Origin of the sequence: Nocardia amikacinitolerans NBRC 108937 (assembly GCF_001612615.1) — a bacterium.
Classification (GTDB): Bacteria; Actinomycetota; Actinomycetes; order Mycobacteriales; family Mycobacteriaceae; genus Nocardia; species Nocardia amikacinitolerans.
In genome coordinates this window covers 26627-40993 of record NZ_BDAU01000013.1, presented here as the reverse complement: position 1 = coordinate 40993, position 14367 = coordinate 26627, and the positions used below count along the sequence as shown (strand labels likewise).

The 14367-nt window shown below is 67.5% G+C and carries 19 protein-coding genes; 14 read left to right on the top strand and 5 right to left on the bottom strand.

Going from position 1 to position 14367, the window contains the following annotated elements:
* Window positions 1-7: 7 nt before the first annotated feature.
* Window positions 8-694, bottom strand: coding sequence for a response regulator transcription factor (locus NAM01S_RS12930; protein WP_067784307.1), 687 nt, complete (start codon window positions 692-694; stop codon window positions 8-10).
* A 354-nt stretch (window positions 695-1048) separates the two neighbouring features.
* Here NAM01S_RS12930 and NAM01S_RS12925 point away from each other — a divergent pair, with 354 nt between their 5' ends.
* The 7 genes from NAM01S_RS12925 to NAM01S_RS12895 all read left to right on the top strand — a co-directional run bounded on the left by NAM01S_RS12925 (window position 1049) and on the right by NAM01S_RS12895 (window position 7584).
* Window positions 1049-3685 carry a sensor histidine kinase gene (locus NAM01S_RS12925; protein ID WP_067784305.1) on the top strand — a complete coding sequence of 879 codons (2637 nt, stop codon included), beginning with the start codon at window positions 1049-1051 and terminating at the stop codon, window positions 3683-3685.
* A complete protein-coding gene (locus NAM01S_RS12920) occupies window positions 3682-4092 on the top strand; it encodes a roadblock/LC7 domain-containing protein (protein ID WP_067784303.1) in 411 nt (136 codons plus the stop codon). Before NAM01S_RS12925 ends, NAM01S_RS12920 begins: the two co-directional genes overlap by 4 nt.
* A gap of 8 nt (window positions 4093-4100) precedes the next feature.
* A complete protein-coding gene (locus tag NAM01S_RS12915; RefSeq protein ID WP_067784301.1) occupies window positions 4101-4475 on the top strand; it encodes a DUF742 domain-containing protein in 375 nt (124 codons plus the stop codon).
* 25 nt (window positions 4476-4500) lie between these two features.
* The gene (locus NAM01S_RS12910) at window positions 4501-5085 is read left to right on the top strand and encodes a GTP-binding protein (RefSeq protein WP_067784299.1); all 585 of its coding nucleotides are present in this window, start codon (window positions 4501-4503) and stop codon (window positions 5083-5085) included.
* An 11-nt stretch (window positions 5086-5096) separates the two neighbouring features.
* Window positions 5097-5864, top strand: a complete 768-nt coding sequence (locus NAM01S_RS12905; RefSeq protein ID WP_067784786.1) for an MHYT domain-containing protein — start codon at window positions 5097-5099, stop codon at window positions 5862-5864.
* A 41-nt stretch (window positions 5865-5905) separates the two neighbouring features.
* Entirely contained in the window at window positions 5906-6925 is a 1020-nt protein-coding gene (locus NAM01S_RS12900) for a DUF1906 domain-containing protein (RefSeq protein ID WP_067784297.1), read from the top strand.
* Between the two features lie 437 nt (window positions 6926-7362).
* Entirely contained in the window at window positions 7363-7584 is a 222-nt protein-coding gene (locus NAM01S_RS12895; RefSeq protein WP_067784294.1) for a hypothetical protein, read from the top strand.
* Window positions 7585-7660: 76 nt separating this feature from the next.
* Here the strand turns inward: NAM01S_RS12895 and rpmF are convergent, their stop codons facing one another.
* Genes rpmF through mrf form a run of 3 tightly spaced genes read right to left on the bottom strand, consistent with a single transcriptional unit; the run spans window position 7661 to window position 9427 of the window.
* Window positions 7661-7834 carry a 50S ribosomal protein L32 gene (gene rpmF / locus NAM01S_RS12890; protein WP_067784292.1) on the bottom strand — a complete coding sequence of 58 codons (174 nt, stop codon included), beginning with the start codon at window positions 7832-7834 and terminating at the stop codon, window positions 7661-7663.
* A 1-nt stretch (window position 7835) separates the two neighbouring features.
* Window positions 7836-8102, bottom strand: a complete 267-nt coding sequence (locus NAM01S_RS12885; RefSeq protein WP_067784290.1) for a type B 50S ribosomal protein L31 — start codon at window positions 8100-8102, stop codon at window positions 7836-7838.
* Window positions 8099-9427, bottom strand: coding sequence for a ribosome hibernation factor-recruiting GTPase MRF (gene mrf / locus NAM01S_RS12880; protein WP_253798427.1), 1329 nt, complete (start codon window positions 9425-9427; stop codon window positions 8099-8101). Before mrf ends, NAM01S_RS12885 begins: the two co-directional genes overlap by 4 nt.
* 100 nt (window positions 9428-9527) lie before the next feature.
* On the opposite strand from mrf, the gene rpmB reads away from it, so the two are divergent.
* The 6 genes from rpmB (at window position 9528) to NAM01S_RS12850 (ending at window position 12980) form a co-directional block, all read left to right on the top strand.
* Window positions 9528-9764, top strand: a complete 237-nt coding sequence (gene rpmB / locus NAM01S_RS12875; RefSeq protein WP_067784288.1) for a 50S ribosomal protein L28 — start codon at window positions 9528-9530, stop codon at window positions 9762-9764.
* Window positions 9765-9772: 8 nt separating this feature from the next.
* Window positions 9773-9943 carry a 50S ribosomal protein L33 gene (gene rpmG / locus NAM01S_RS12870; RefSeq protein ID WP_067784286.1) on the top strand — a complete coding sequence of 57 codons (171 nt, stop codon included), beginning with the start codon at window positions 9773-9775 and terminating at the stop codon, window positions 9941-9943.
* Between the two features lies 1 nt (window position 9944).
* A complete protein-coding gene (gene rpsN / locus NAM01S_RS12865; RefSeq protein WP_067784284.1) occupies window positions 9945-10250 on the top strand; it encodes a 30S ribosomal protein S14 in 306 nt (101 codons plus the stop codon).
* Window positions 10251-10282: 32 nt separating this feature from the next.
* On the top strand, window positions 10283-10537 hold the full coding sequence (gene rpsR, locus NAM01S_RS12860) for a 30S ribosomal protein S18 (RefSeq protein ID WP_011211513.1): 255 nt from the start codon (window positions 10283-10285) through the stop codon (window positions 10535-10537).
* A gap of 415 nt (window positions 10538-10952) precedes the next feature.
* The gene (locus NAM01S_RS12855) at window positions 10953-11948 is read left to right on the top strand and encodes a beta-ketoacyl-ACP synthase 3 (RefSeq protein ID WP_253798430.1); all 996 of its coding nucleotides are present in this window, start codon (window positions 10953-10955) and stop codon (window positions 11946-11948) included.
* Between the two features lie 39 nt (window positions 11949-11987).
* The gene (locus NAM01S_RS12850) at window positions 11988-12980 is read left to right on the top strand and encodes an AvrD family protein (RefSeq protein WP_067784280.1); all 993 of its coding nucleotides are present in this window, start codon (window positions 11988-11990) and stop codon (window positions 12978-12980) included.
* Between the two features lie 35 nt (window positions 12981-13015).
* On the opposite strand, the gene NAM01S_RS12845 is transcribed toward NAM01S_RS12850, so the two are convergent.
* Window positions 13016-13600 carry a TetR/AcrR family transcriptional regulator gene (locus NAM01S_RS12845; protein ID WP_067784278.1) on the bottom strand — a complete coding sequence of 195 codons (585 nt, stop codon included), beginning with the start codon at window positions 13598-13600 and terminating at the stop codon, window positions 13016-13018.
* A 129-nt stretch (window positions 13601-13729) separates the two neighbouring features.
* Between NAM01S_RS12845 and NAM01S_RS12840 the strand changes: the two genes are divergently transcribed.
* The gene (locus NAM01S_RS12840; RefSeq protein ID WP_097245099.1) at window positions 13730-14356 is read left to right on the top strand and encodes an AAA family ATPase; all 627 of its coding nucleotides are present in this window, start codon (window positions 13730-13732) and stop codon (window positions 14354-14356) included.
* Window positions 14357-14367 lie beyond the last annotated feature (11 nt).

Here is a 14367-nt window from a genome sequence, read left to right as displayed (position 1 = left end):
GCGCGGCCTAGGGTGGTGTTTCGCGCAGGACGTAGCCGACGCCGCGCACGGTGTGGATGAGCCGCGGCTCGCCCTCGGCCTCGGTCTTGCGGCGCAGGTAGCCGATGTAGACCTCGAGCGCGTTGCCGGAGGTCGGGAAGTCGTAGCCCCACACCTCTTCGAGAATGCGGCTACGGGTGAGCACCCGGCGCGGGTTGGCCATGAGCATTTCCAGCAGCGAGAACTCGGTGCGGGTGAGGCTGATCGAGCGGGAGCCGCGGGAGACCTCGCGGGTCACCGGGTCCAGCGACAGATCAGCGAACAGCATCGCCTCGGAGGTATCGCCCTGTTCGGGCGCGCGGCGGCGCAGCAGAGCGCGCAGCCGGGCCAGCAATTCCTCGAGCGCGAATGGTTTCGGCAGATAATCGTCGGCTCCGGCATCCAGTCCGGCAACCCTTTCGGAAACCGAATCGCGGGCCGTCAAAACCAGAATCGGAAGATCGTCTCCGGTGCTGCGCAGCCGTCGGCAAACTTCGAGCCCGTCCAATCTCGGCATCATCACGTCCAGCACGAGTGCGTCAGGACGTTGGACGGTTGCTTTCTCCAAGGCGTCCACGCCATCCACCGCGAGATCGACCGAGTAGCCGTTGAAGGTCAGCGACCGGCGCAGCGATTCACGGACGGCGCGATCGTCGTCGACTACCAGAATGCGCATGCCACCAGTTTGACCGCACCGACTGAGAGTCGACTGAGAGGGCATGCCGACACGCCGCGAACTGGGTCGGTCGGATGGCGCGGCGGGGCACCACCGATGACCAGGGGCTTTCACCGGCGTGCGCGGATTTCGGTCGCCGCGAGTCTCGCTATGGGACCGAAACTTGTTCTGCGTAGCCATATTAGAGAATTTCCGCGCGGAGTCCCCCAGATTGCCGTTACACACTCAGCACGGTATGTTCCCAGCGGTAAAAACAAGACCTCGAGTTGGTTCTCAGCGGGTTGGTCCCATACTTATGTGAAACAGCCACTAGCCATCCGGGGAACCCGCGCGGAGTGGAGGCGACGGAAGCGGATGGATGCAGCACCGCGTTCCCGGCAATTCAGGCTGTCGAACTGGTCCGTCACCCGCAAGGTCGGGATCGTGCTACTGCTGCCGGTGGTGCTCGCCTCGACGTTCGCGGTTTTGCGAATCAACGACGAGTTGAACACGATCGGCGACCTCGACGCGGCGACCGACCAGGCCAGGATCATCCGGCCGATGCTCGGTTTCGCCTCGGCCACCGAACAACTCGCCGTCACCACGGCGACGACCTGGGAGAACCAGACGAGCGACGCCGACCTGGACCGCATCGCGGGCCGGTTCGATCAGGCGGCCGCCGATCTTCAGACGGCCCTGCGCTCCACGGGCGCGCCGACGGACGTCACCAACGAGCTCGACGCGGCGCTGACCGCGGGCCGCGCGATGCGCAACGGCCTGCGCAACAGCTCGCCGGTGGCGATCGGCCAGCAGGCCGACGAGGTCGCCGCCCGCATCGGTAACGCGATCGCGCGCTCGACCTCGCTGGAGGAGATCACCATCCAGCGCTACTTCCTGCAGCTCGGTGTGACCACCAACGCGCGCAGATTGCACACCCAGCAGTACCTGCTGATCGGTTCGCCGGGCGCGGACCGCAACCCGGCGGTGCGCCCGACGGTCTTGATCACCGCGGGTGGTGAGCTGGTGTTGCTGAGCCAGTTCGCCCAGCTGCAGCCGTCTTCGGCGCTCAACGCCAGCGTGCTGATCGACGCGGTCAACGTCCGTCTCGGCGCGTTCAGCCAGAATCTCGGCGACCCAGCGGGCAGCCAGCCGGTCATCGACTCGCTGCGCACCAGTGCCACCGCCTACGACCAGACCACGCTGAACTTGGTCGACACCATCGACGCGCGACTGGCCGACCGGACCGCCGAAGTCCGCGGCATCGTGTTGCGCGATATCGCGATCGTGGTCGCGACGCTGCTCGCCGGTCTCGCCCTCGCGCTCGCGGTCGCCCGCTCGCTCGTCGTGCCGATTCGCCGCCTGCGCCACGGCGCGCTCCAGGTCGCGCACGTCGACCTGCCCAACGAACTCGAGGTCGTGCGTTCCGGTAACGCGACGCCGGAGCCGACCCGCGTCGACGTGCACACCACCGAGGAGATCGGCCAGCTGGCCCGCGCCGTCGACGACATCCACAACGCCGCGCTCCACCTCGCCGCCGAGCAGGCCCGTCTGCGCCTGCAGATCGGCAGCATGTTCGAGACCCTTTCGCGCCGTAGCCAGTCGCTCGTCGAGCAGCAGCTGACGCTGATCGAGGAACTCGAGCACGACGAGGACGACTCCGAACGCCTGCAGAGCCTGTTCCGCCTCGACCACCTCGCCACCCGCATGCGCCGTAACGGCGACAACCTGCTGGTGCTCGCGGGCACCGCGCTTCGCCGCGGTCACCTGCCTCCCGTTCCGCTCTCGGACATGCTGTGGAGCGCGGTCTCCCAGGTCGAGGACTACCAGCGCGTCGAGATCGGCAGCGCGCCCGACGGCATCGTGCCCGGTGAGCCCGCCGTCGACGTCGAGCACCTGCTCGCCGAGCTCATCGACAACGCGCTGCGCTACTCGCCGCCGACCACTCCGGTGGCGGTCTCGGTGGCCCGCGCGGTGGACGGCGGCTACCTGATCGAGATCATCGACCGCGGTCTCGGCATGTCCGCGGAGGACTTGCAGACGGTCAACGAGCACCTCGCCTCCGGTGGTGAGGTCACCGTCGAAACCGCGCGTCGCATGGGTCTTTTCGTGGTCGGCCGACTCGCCAAGCGGCACAACATCACGGTCAACCTGCGCCGCACCTCGGCGATGGCGCAGCAGCCAGGCATCACCGCGAGCGTGCACCTGCCCGGCACCCTGGTGTCGCCGGTGCCGATCAGCGACAAGGCGCCGCAGCTCACCGCGCCGCAGCCGCAGGAGAACGCGCCGGAGCCCACGGTCGCGCCGCCGCGCATGCTGGTCCCGGTGCCGAGTCTGGCGCTGCCCGAGCACACTTCCTCGTTCGAGATGAGCAGCACCGGTCTGCCGCAGCGGCGCCCGGCGATCCGGGTGGCCACCCCGGCCGATCGCTCCACCGGCGTGATCGATGTCGAGACCACCGATCCCGGCCGTGGCGGCCCGATGCCGATCCGGACGCGCAACGAGAACGGCGCGCCGCGCGCCGTGGAGCCGCGCGCGCTGCCCTCGCCGGTGTCCCAGCCCGCCGAGCCCGCTCAGGTCGACGTCTGGGCCGAGACGGCCACCTACGAGGTGCCCGAGCCCGAGGCCGTCGCGAACGCCACCCAGGCAACCGTCACCGGGCTGCGTCCGGTGAACCCGGAATCCCCGACGCCGATCTACCAGCGCATGGTGTCGGAGTGGCTGGTCGAACCCGCCTCCGCCGGATCCGAGAACGACGGCGACTCCTGGTCGTCCCCCGCCGATGTCGGCTGGGCGGCCGCCGCGGAGGCCAGCAACCCGACCACCTCCGGCCGCACCTCCGGCGGCCTGCCCATTCGGCAGCCGGGCGCGCAGCTGGTCCCCGGCGGTTTGGCGCCGACCAACGAATCCAACACGCGGAATCCTGATGAGATCCGCAACAGCTTGACCAGGCATCTCAGCGGGGTCCGCAGCGGGCGGGCCGACGCCCAGTACAACGACGGAGGGCTTGCATGACCGACAAACCAGGCAACACCACGGACGAGAACCTGAACTGGCTGGTCACCCGTTTCACTCGGGACGTGCCGGGTGTCACCCACGCGGTACTGGTGTCGGCCGACGGCCTGCTGCAGGCGACCAGCCCGCACCTGCCCGCCGATCGCGCCGAGCAGCTCGCGGCGGTCACCGCGGGTCTGGCGAGCCTGTCCAGCGGCGCGGCCCAGCTGTTCAACGGCGGCAAGGTGATGCAGTCGATCGTCGACATGCAGCGCGGCTACCTGCTGGTGATGACGGTCGGCAACGGCTCGCACCTCGCGGTGCTCGCCAACAAGACGCATGACATCGGCCGGATCGGCTATGAGATGGCGCTGCTCGTCGATCGGGTCGGTTCGGTGGTCCAGGCCACCGCCCGGACGGCCGTGTAGAGAGTGCGATGTCTACCCCATCCGGCGGGGGGCCGGGCATACCACCCACCCGCGTTCGTCCCTACGCCCTGACCTCGGGGCGTACCGAACCCGCGGTCGACCTTCCCCTGGAGGCGGTCATCGAGACCATCTCCTACACTGCACATTTCGAATGGCCGGTCGGCGATATCCGTACCGATATCGTGCGGCTGGGCACCGCACGCCTGTCGGTAGCCGAGATATCCGCTCAGCTACAACGGCCGCTCGGACTGGTCCGGGTCGTGATCGGCGATCTCGTCGTCGCCGGGACGCTGCGCGTGCATTCGACCCTGAGTGACCAGGCGAGCTACGACGAGCGCCGGACCCTGATGGAGAGGACTTTGCGTGGACTCCGCGCCCTATAACTCCCAGCCGTACAGCTCGGCATCCATGGACAATCGCACCGCTTCGACGAAAATCGTTGTCGCAGGGGGTTTCGGCGCGGGCAAGACCACCTTCGTCGGCGCGGTATCGGAGATCGTCCCGCTGCGCACCGAGGCCATGGTGACCGGCTTCTCCGACGGCATCGACGACCTGGCCGCGACGCCGGGCAAGGAGACCACAACGGTCGCCATGGATTTCGGCCGCATCGTGCTGCCCGGCAACCTGACGCTGTACCTGTTCGGCACTCCGGGCCAGCGCCGGTTCTGGTTCATGTGGGACGACCTGATCCGCGGCGCGATCGGCGCGGTGGTGCTGGTGGACACCCGCCGCATCGAGGACAGCTTCGCCGCCGTCGACTTCTTCGAGGCGCGCGGACTGCCGTTCCTGGTGGCGGTCAACCGTTTTCCGGACGCACCGCGGTTCCCGGTTGCCGAGCTGCGTGAGGCGCTATCGGTGCGGTCCGGGGTTCCGATCGTCGACATCGACGCGCGCAACGCGATGGAAGTGCGCCAATCCCTGGCCGCGGTAACCGAATACGCGATCCAGCGGCTCGCGGCGCAGCAGCACGAGCAGCCCGTCGGACAGGTGTGAGGTTCGCTGTCTTGTCCTACTTCTCCATGGGTTATTGGGTCCTCGGCCTGTCGATCCTGGTGGCGATGGCGGGCGCGCTGATCGGCCTGATCTGCATCCGCCAGTCGACCAAGTCGGTGACGTCCAAATTCCGGCTGGTCTGGCTGGCTTCGGCCGCGGTCTCCATCGGCGGAATCGGTACCTGGCTGGCGATTTTCGTCTCGATGCTCGGCGTAACGCCCGCGAGCGACACGCTGATCCGCTACGACGTCGCCCGGCTCACGGGAGCGGCGGTGCTCGCGGTGCTTTCGGTCTTCGGTGGACTGATCGCGCTCGGCCGGACGCTGCAACTGCCCCGCCTGCTCGCCGCGGGCGTGCTGATGGGCCTCGGACTGAGCCTGATGCTCGCCCTGGGGATGAGCGCCGTGCAGGTGCGCGGCGACATCGAGTTCGGACTGTGGCAGGTGATCGTCTCCGGCCTGCTCGGTGTCGTGATCTCGCTCGGCACACTGTGGTTCGTGCTGCGCTCGTGGCCGACGCCCGCCGTCATCGGCGCCTCGGCGCTGTTCGGGTGCGCCGTCGTCGGCATGCACTACCTGCGGATGGCCGGGCTGGAGCTGCGGATCGATCCGCGCTCGGCGCTCCCGACCGGTGAAGACCTGTTCTCCTTCCTGGTGCCGATGTTCGTCATCGGCATGCTCTCGCTGGCCGTGCCGATCACCGCGGTGCTCGTCGCGCCCGACCGGCGCACACCCTCGACGCCGCCCGCGCCGGTGCGGCGGCCCGAGTTCACGCGCTGAACCCCGGCGAACCGCACCGTCTACGTCTTACAGTGGGAGACATGCGGTTCGGCCTGGACTACGCCGGTGGACGTCCGGGCGGCGCCGCGATTCGCGCGGCGGGTTTCGATTTCGTTGTGCGGTATCTGACGCCGGGCGGTCCGAGTCTGCCCGGCAAGCTGCTCACTCCGGCCGAGGCCGACGACCTACGGGCGCATGGCATTTCGATCGTCTCCAACTGGGAGACCACCGCCGCCCGCATGCTGGACGGCTACAACGCGGGCATCGTCGACGCGCGCGCCGGCCTCGCGCAGGTACTGCGCTGCGGCGGCCGTCCCGACCGGCCCATCTACTTCTCGGCGGATTTCGACGCCACCCCGCAGGACCAGGTGCCGATCAACGCGTACCTGGACGGCGCGGCCACCGTGCTCGGCGCCGCGAATGTCGGTATCTACGGCGGGTATTGGTCGGTGAGCCGGGCGCTGGACGCGGGCAGCGCGGCTTGGGCGTGGCAGACCGACGCGTGGTCGGGCGGGAATGTGGAGACCCGCCGCAACATTCATCAGACGCTGCGCCAGATCCGGGTCAACGGCGTGCTCTGCGACGTGAACGTGGCCGAGACCGCGGATTTCGGCCAGTGGGATTTCGGACAGGAGGAACCGGACATGACGCCGGAGCAGGACGCGGTGCTGCGCGACATACAGACCCAGTTGCGCGGCCCCGGTCTCGCGGGTTGGCCGCAGCTGGGCACGGACGCCGACGGACGGCACCTCACGCTGGTGGACGGGTTGGCCGCAGCACTGCGACGCATCGACGCGCTGGAGGGCGACACCGCGGCACTGCGCGCCCAGATCGGCGAACTGCGCACGGAGATCAGCGAACTGGAGGCCACCACCGCCGACCTGATCGAGCAGGTACGGGAGCTGGAGGGGCACCGCTGGCCGTGGCCGCTCTCCTTGATCGAGGGGCCCGCGGAGTTGATCGGCGCTCAGCTCGCGCGACTGGAATCCCTGCTGCCGGATTTGCCCGGATTGCCGGGACATTCGGAGGCGGAGTCCGAATCGCGAAACGGTAAGCCGTAGGCGCGCGAAACATCGTTCGCGAGAGCGGTTTACGGGAGAATGCCGAAGCTTGGCGATGAGCGGGTTCTTCCGAGAACCGGAAGAACCCGCCCTCTCGGATGAGGGTACCGGCCTGTGAGCACGAAATCATCACTGCGCGGAGACTTTTAAGACCCCTAAAAACAAACTTTGGGTATGCATTTCATCGCTCAGTTACCTTGTCGCACGCCATAATTCAGGAATAGCCGCATGTGATGCAGACCACATCGGTAGCCAGTCGATTGCCACAGCACCACGATCACAACGAACCGTCCGGTCCGCCGCCCCATCCCCGGGCACCGAATCGCCCGGCGCGTTCGGCATACGGGCGGCCATGGGGCGGGTTATGGTCGCGAGGTACGACGCGTTCGGGCGTTCGTCCGATCGCGGCAGATCACGATCGTCCCGAAGGAGTTCGCATGGCCGTCAACGTGGTCCTCGACAAGACGCTCGACAAGGCGTACGAGAACAAGTCGCTCGCGGAGATCCTGGCCGCGCCGCCGTCGGCGCTCGCGGGCCTGACCGCGGAGCACGACAAGGCGCTGGAAGCGCTAAAGATCAAGACCATCGCCGACCTGGGCAACAACAAGTACTTCCGCCTGGCCGCGGCGCTCGCCGATCTGGCCGACAAGCAAGGCTGAGTTCCACGCGGCAGGACAACGCATCGGGCCCGGCGGAGCACACCGCCGGGCCCGATGCGTTTCTCGCCTTCGGCCGTCAGAGGCGATCCAGGTCGATCAGTCCTCGGCGCACGGCCTGCACCAGGCGGCGTGGCACCTGGTGCACCACTCCCCCGACGGTCACCGGCACCAGCGCGGGCGGGGTCGCCTTCCACTGGGCGCGACGGCTGCGGGTGTTGGACCGCGACATCCTCCGCTTGGGCACCGCCATCTCAGGCCTCCGCTCCGGCGCGCACGCGCCTGCCGTACTTGCGCTCGAACTTCTCGACCCGGCCCTGGGTGTCCAGCACGCGGTGCGCACCGGTCCAGAACGGGTGCGAGTCGGCGGTCACGTCGACCACCAGCAGCGGGTAAGTACTGCCGTCCTCCCACTCGATGGTCCGCGCGCTGGTGGCGGTGGACCTGGTCAGGAACCGCTTGCCGGTGCTCGAGTCCTCGAACACCACCGGGTGGTAGTCCGGGTGGATACCTGTCTTCACTTTCCTTCTCCTCTCGAACTTTTCGGCTCCGCGACCTCGTCGACCAGTTCGCCCGCGTCGTCGCACGGGTCGGCGTGCCATTCGCCGAACGGGTCGTCCCACAGCGCGACCCGTTCGGGCGCGCGCTCGACGAGTCGCAGTTCGTCGTCCTCGACCAGCGCCCAGTGCAGGGCACGGCGGATCTCGGCCGGATCGGCGTCGTGCGCGAGGATCACCAGCGAGACGTCCCGATCGCCGAAGCGGTCGTCCCAGCGCAGCGCGGCGAGCGCCCGCCGACTCGGATCCGCCTGTGCCAGTTCGTCTTCGCTCATCGCGGCGAGCCAGCGCCCCGCGCCGCCGACGCGCAGTCCGCCGCCCGCGGACTCCAGCCACACCACCTCGTCGGGCTGGGTGGCAAGCCAGAGCCTGCCGCGCGCGGTGACCACGCCGTCCAGAAGCACGTCCAGCGCGTCGTGCAGCCTGCCGGGGTGGAATGGCCTGCTCGCGGCGAATTCGATCAGGCCGACGCCGTATTCGGCGACCAGCGGCGGCTGCCCGCGCAACAGCGGCGCGTGCGCGTCGAAGATCCGGCCGCGCCGCGATCCCGCCGGAATCCGCGCCAGCAGGGCTTCGATGTCGGCGGCGGCCACGGCGTCGAGGTCGTCGATCCAGGCGACGGGCGCCTCCGGCACCAGACGGGTCAGTACCGCGCCGAGCCTGGCTTGCTCCATGGCGTCGAGCGCGGGGCCGATGGCCAGCACCGCGTCGGCGAAATCGACCTGGCCGACGGCGACCTGCGCGATGGTCCGGTCGTCGTCCGCGGCGGCGAGCCCGCGCTCGGCGAGGGTTTCGTCGCCGGTGGCGTCGCTCAGCCACTCCTGGCTGTCCAGGCAGGTGAGCACCGCCTCGACGCGCACGTCGCGCGCGGCGGGGCCGTCCACCCGGCCGACGACGCCGGTCACCACGACATCAGCGATGGCCTGGCACACCGCCTCGGCCTCGAAGGCCGGATCGAGCGCGAGGACGATGCGCCGCACCGATTCTCGCGCGACCAACGTGCACAGCAGCGGTAGCAGGTCGGCGCGCAACGTGCAGGAGACGCAGCCGTGCGCCAGCTCGAGCACGGTGGTCCTGGTGTCCGTCGCGGTGCGCACCGTGCGGCGCACGACGCCCTCGCGCAGTTCGCTCAGCTCGTGGCGCACGACGACGACACCGTCGCCACCGAGCAGCGCGTCGGCGACACGGTCGACGCCCGCCGCCGCGCGTCCGGGCAGACCGGCGACAAGCACGACCGGCGTCCGTCGATCGGGCTCGGGCGGGAGCAGGGCGGGATCAGGCACAACCACCGGAACCCCTTTCGATAACGATTTTCGTTTGCTGTGGAGCAACGGTACAGTGCCGAACAGCCGTTGTCGAAAATGATTGTCATCTACTTTAGGAGTCCACATGTCGGCCCACTGCCAGGTCACCGGCCGCAAGCCGGGATTCGGCAAGTCCGTGTCGCACTCGCACAAGCGGACCAGCCGCCGCTGGAACCCCAACATCCAGCGCAAGACCTACTACCTGCCCGGCGAGGACCGCCGCATCACGCTGAACGTCTCGACCAAGGGCATCAAGACCATCGATCGTGACGGAATCGAGGCGGTCGTCGCTCGCCTCCGCGCCCGCGGCGAGAAGATCTAGGAGCTCCCATGGCATCGAAGTCCACCGACATTCGCCCGATCGTCAAGCTGAAGTCGACGGCGGGCACCGGCTACACCTACGTCACCCGCAAGAATCGGCGCAACGACCCGGACCGCATGGTGCTGAAGAAGTACGACCCGGTGGTGCGCAAGCACGTCGACTTCCGCGAGGAGCGCTGACGTGGCGAAGAAGTCGAAGATCGCGCGCAACGAGCAGCGCAAGGCCGTCGTCGCCCGCTACGCGGCTCGCCGCGCCGAGCTGAAGGAAATCATCCGCAAGCCGGCCACCTCGGACGCCGACCGGGCCGCCGCGCAGGCCGCCCTGCAGCGCCTGCCGCGGGATGCCAGTCCGGTACGATTGCGCAACCGGGACGCCGCGGACGGACGTCCGCGGGGTCACCTCCGGAAGTTCGGTCTCTCCCGTGTGCGTGTGCGCGAGATGGCCCACCGGGGAGAGCTGCCCGGTGTGCACAAATCGAGCTGGTAAGAACCACCGATCCCGTAGAAGGAATCCCTGATATGGCAGTCAAGCGAGCACCGTCGAAGAAGGTCCGCGCGGAACAGGCCCGCCGCCCCAAGAAGAACCCGCTGATCGCCGCGGGGATCGAGACGGTGGACTACAAGGACGTGAACTTGCTGCGCACGTTCATCTCCGACCGCGGCAAGATTCGCAGCAGGCGCGTCACCGGGCTCACCCCGCAGCAGCAGCGTCAGGTCGCCGTCGCGGTGAAGAACGCCCGCGAGATGGCCCTGCTGCCGTTCACCAGCCGGTAGCGCGAACTTCTCGATCTCGACGGCGGGGGTTCGGGTGCGTGACGCACCCGAACCCCCGCCGTCGTCGTATCCGCCGGTCGCCGGTCCGGAGCCCGGACATTGGACAATCCACAGCTATCGATCGAGCGAATCGGCGCGACCGGCCCGAACTCGGCCGATGCAAACAACCGCGCCGATTTCCCCAGGTGCGCATCACTCGATTACCGATCGGTAGTTAATAATCGGCGATCGATTGCGGGCCGCCTTGTGACCGACCGGTAATCGAGCGATGTCAACAGTCTATGAAAAAACGTGACCTTCGTCACAACATGCTGTTATACAGGTGTTATAGCAATGTGATCTCACTCCGAAATTCAGGCCGGGTGATACATTGATTCATACAGAATTGTTGATTCACCTCTCGGGGGTGGGAAGTATGACGGCTTTACCAGCCGGAGTTTTGATGATCGGATCATACCGGCCCGATCGAATCGTTTCCAATTCCGATCTGGCCCCCGAATTGGGTGTCGATGAAGAGTGGATATCCACGCGGACCGGAATTACCGAACGTAGATTCGCCGGAAATCACGAAACAGTAATTTCGATGGCCGCATCGGCCGCGCAGAAAGCGCTCGATGCCGCCAAGATGTCCGCTCGACAGATCGATGTCGTCATGCTCGCGACCTCGACACATCTCAACAACACTCCGGCCGCCGCCGCCATCGTCGCCGCCGAACTCGGCTGCGGCGGACCGGCGGCTTTCGATATTTCCGCGGGCTGCTCCGGCTACGCGCACGGCATCGGACAAGCGGCCGCGCTCATCAACGTCGGCCAGGCCGACAACATTCTCGTCATCGGGTCGGAGAAGTTCAACAACGTCATCGACCGCGATGACCGTTCGGTGGGACCGATCTTCGGCGACGGCGCGGGCGCCGCGCTCGTCGGCCGCACGGAATCCGGCCACATCAGGCGCACCGTATGGGGGAGCGACGGCACGCGAGCCAACCTGATCCGCCAGGAACCCACCTGGGAGGAATTGCGCAGCGCGCCGACCACGACGGCCCCTCCGACTTTGCACATGGAGGGCACCGAAGTATTTCGCTGGGCGACCGGCGAGGTGCCCAGGATCGTTTCCGAAATAGCACAGGCCGGCGGTATCACCCTCGCCGACGTAGAGGTATTCATCCCGCATCAGGCGAATTTGCGAATCATCGACGGGGTTGCTCGCAAACTCGGCTGGCTGGACGAATCGGTAGTGATCGCAGACGACGTCCGACGGACCGGAAACACTTCCGCCGCCGCCCTTCCGCTGGCGATCGATGACCTGGTGTCTTCGGGCCGGGCAAAGCCGGGACAACTTGCTCTGCAAGTTTCTTTCGGCGCCGGTCTTTCGTATGCGGGACAGGTTTTCGACCTGCCCCAGGTTGCCTGAAACCGAATTTCTCGATCGCTCTTCGAAAGTTGCTCTGCCATGACCGTTTCTTTTTCCAGCTACGACGAGCCCCTCGGACCCCGGTCCGATCGATACTTCGGTGAGGGTTACAAAAAAGTCAGCCCCGAGCTGGCCAACCTGCAGATCCGTCGCTCCACCCAGCTCGGCGCCAAGCATTCCGGTGTAGCGCGGCTGAGCTACCCGGCCGCTTGGTCGACCAAGAAGCACCGCGAGCTGGTGCCGCACGTCAGCAGCGTCGACACGATCATGCTCGCCGCCTCGCTGTGCGACGCCGCCATCACCCACTCCCGAGACCTCGGCCCTGCCGAATCGTCCCGCATGTGGGTGCGCCAGGCGGCCGTGCGGGCCGGCGCCGCCCCGCACGAGGACCTCGACAACATCCCGGTCGAGGCCGAGATCACCACCACCACCGCCGCGGAAGACGCCGACGAGATCGAGACCGCGTTCAAGTTCCGCGTCGGCAACCTGACCGGCACGCTGACCATGGTGCACCCGGTCGGTTCGGGCGCGCTGGACGTGCCTGGCACCGACCACATCGCCCAGCTCAGCGACATCTACGGTCCGGCGCCGCACTACTACCTCAACGGCGTCAAGGACCACACCCTGACCGCCGCCGACCTGACCGTCGACGAGACCGCCACCCGCATCAACAGCAGGCAGCGGGTCAACCCCGGGGTCGAGGGCGGCTACGTCGGCGCGGAATCGGCGTACTGGGATTCGGTTTCGCCGATCGATGCCATCGTCGGCGCGGCGCAGCTCTCCCAGATCCTGCTGTACCAGATGGACGGACTGGACCGGCGCAACAGCAACACCCTGTGGATGCGCAAGCTCGAGTTCGTCACCGAGGGCCCGCGTCGTCCCTCGGCCGAGCCGTTCGACGGCACGGTGGAGATCCGGCGCACCTCGACCATCGACCGCGGCGGCCAGCGCTGGCGCAGCGCCGATCTACTGATCAAGGAGTTCCAGGGCGTCACCGGGTTCTGCCTGCTCGCCCACCAGTTGCCCGACTGAGGATGTCGGACAACGGAATTCAGTCCGGCGTCACGTCACTCCGATTCCGGAGCGTCGAACCCGCAGTCCTGGCCGAGCGCGCATTCCGCGAGCGCGGCCAGTGCGGGGTCGTCGGCGTGTTCGGTGGCGTTCATCGCCAGCAGCGCGTTGAGCAGCATGCCGTTGGCGATGAATTCCCGTGCGCGCTCGGGGTCGCAGCCGGTGCGTTCGACGAGCAGGGTGTACAGCGCGGAGACGAAACGCCGTGCGGCGGCGGCGATCTGCGGATGACCGGCGGCCGCGCTGAAGCCCTGCAACAAGACCACCAGCACGTCCCGGTCCTCGACCAGGCTGTTGTAGACCCCGCCGAGGCGTTTCCACACCTCGGGCGACGCGGCGACCTCCGGATCATCCAGTTCGGCGGCGAACGCGGCGAGCAGGGACCGCACCGCCCGGTCGAAGACCTCCTGGAAGAGGTCGGCCTTGGTGCCGAACATCCGCACCACGTACGGCTGCGAGACTCCGGCCTCCAACGCGACGACGTCGGTGCTCGTGCCCGCGTAGCCGCCGCGCGAGAACGCTCGCCCAGCGGCCTCGAGAATCATCTCGCGACGCTCGGCCGCGCTCAGTCTGGCCCTCATGTTGACAAGTTATCACTTGATTACTAGATTTTCGATGAACCCGGTGAGACCGCATTTCGCGTTCGCGTATTCCACTTGGCGACAAGGGGATACGCGAAAATGCGGGCACCCGCTATACAAGGACGCCCGATGAAGGATGCACCCGCGCTACGACTGGCCGTGACCGGCGCACCGCGAACGGGTAAGACCACCGTTTGCACCGCTCTCGCGCTGGCCACCGGCCTGGACTACGCGGCCATATCCACCCACCTCGCCGCTCCGGGCGCCGACCGGAGGCTCGCTCCGACGGTCGACGCCGCGGTACGCGGCTTCGAACAGCGCGTGGATTCCGAAGCCCGGCTGACCTCGGGTTTCGTTTCCGACGGTTCGGTGCTCCAGGAATGGGTGGCGGCCGAGGCGCTGCGGCGAACCCGCAGGCTCAGGCACTGGATGTGGAACCCGCGCGATCTGCCCTATCGCATCTTCGAAAAGCGGTACCTGCTGGCGCACGGCGGAATCGTGACCCGGCGGGCCAATGTCACCTACGACGGGTTCGTCCATCTTCGGATGGACCGGGAATCGGCCACCGAAGGCGATGACCGATACCGCACCACGATCGACCGACTACTGCTCGACACCCTGCACGAAGGGACCGTCCCCTATCTGGTGATCGGGGGGTCCATCGAAGAAATCGTCACCCGGGTGGCCGGCATGTATCAGCTGCCGCAGCTGATGCCGGTGCCCGACGCGGTCTCCGCAGCGTTGCATGCCGCATAACCAACAGCCGT

Coding starts and splice junctions, on each gene's coding strand:
- NAM01S_RS12850 (WP_067784280.1), top strand. CDS start 11,988: ATGACCGTTTCTTTTTCCAGCTACGACGAGCCCCTCGGACCCCGGTCC.
- NAM01S_RS12915 (WP_067784301.1), top strand. CDS start 4,101: ATGTCTACCCCATCCGGCGGGGGGCCGGGCATACCACCCACCCGCGTT.
- NAM01S_RS12920 (WP_067784303.1), top strand. CDS start 3,682: ATGACCGACAAACCAGGCAACACCACGGACGAGAACCTGAACTGGCTG.
- rpsR (WP_011211513.1), top strand. CDS start 10,283: ATGGCAGTCAAGCGAGCACCGTCGAAGAAGGTCCGCGCGGAACAGGCC.
- NAM01S_RS12845 (WP_067784278.1), bottom strand. CDS start 13,600: ATGAGGGCCAGACTGAGCGCGGCCGAGCGTCGCGAGATGATTCTCGAG.
- rpmG (WP_067784286.1), top strand. CDS start 9,773: ATGGCATCGAAGTCCACCGACATTCGCCCGATCGTCAAGCTGAAGTCG.
- NAM01S_RS12855 (WP_253798430.1), top strand. CDS start 10,953: ATGACGGCTTTACCAGCCGGAGTTTTGATGATCGGATCATACCGGCCC.
- NAM01S_RS12930 (WP_067784307.1), bottom strand. CDS start 694: ATGCGCATTCTGGTAGTCGACGACGATCGCGCCGTCCGTGAATCGCTG.
- rpmB (WP_067784288.1), top strand. CDS start 9,528: ATGTCGGCCCACTGCCAGGTCACCGGCCGCAAGCCGGGATTCGGCAAG.
- NAM01S_RS12895 (WP_067784294.1), top strand. CDS start 7,363: ATGGCCGTCAACGTGGTCCTCGACAAGACGCTCGACAAGGCGTACGAG.
- NAM01S_RS12925 (WP_067784305.1), top strand. CDS start 1,049: ATGGATGCAGCACCGCGTTCCCGGCAATTCAGGCTGTCGAACTGGTCC.
- NAM01S_RS12900 (WP_067784297.1), top strand. CDS start 5,906: ATGCGGTTCGGCCTGGACTACGCCGGTGGACGTCCGGGCGGCGCCGCG.
- NAM01S_RS12840 (WP_097245099.1), top strand. CDS start 13,730: ATGAAGGATGCACCCGCGCTACGACTGGCCGTGACCGGCGCACCGCGA.
- NAM01S_RS12910 (WP_067784299.1), top strand. CDS start 4,501: ATGGACAATCGCACCGCTTCGACGAAAATCGTTGTCGCAGGGGGTTTC.
- rpmF (WP_067784292.1), bottom strand. CDS start 7,834: ATGGCGGTGCCCAAGCGGAGGATGTCGCGGTCCAACACCCGCAGCCGT.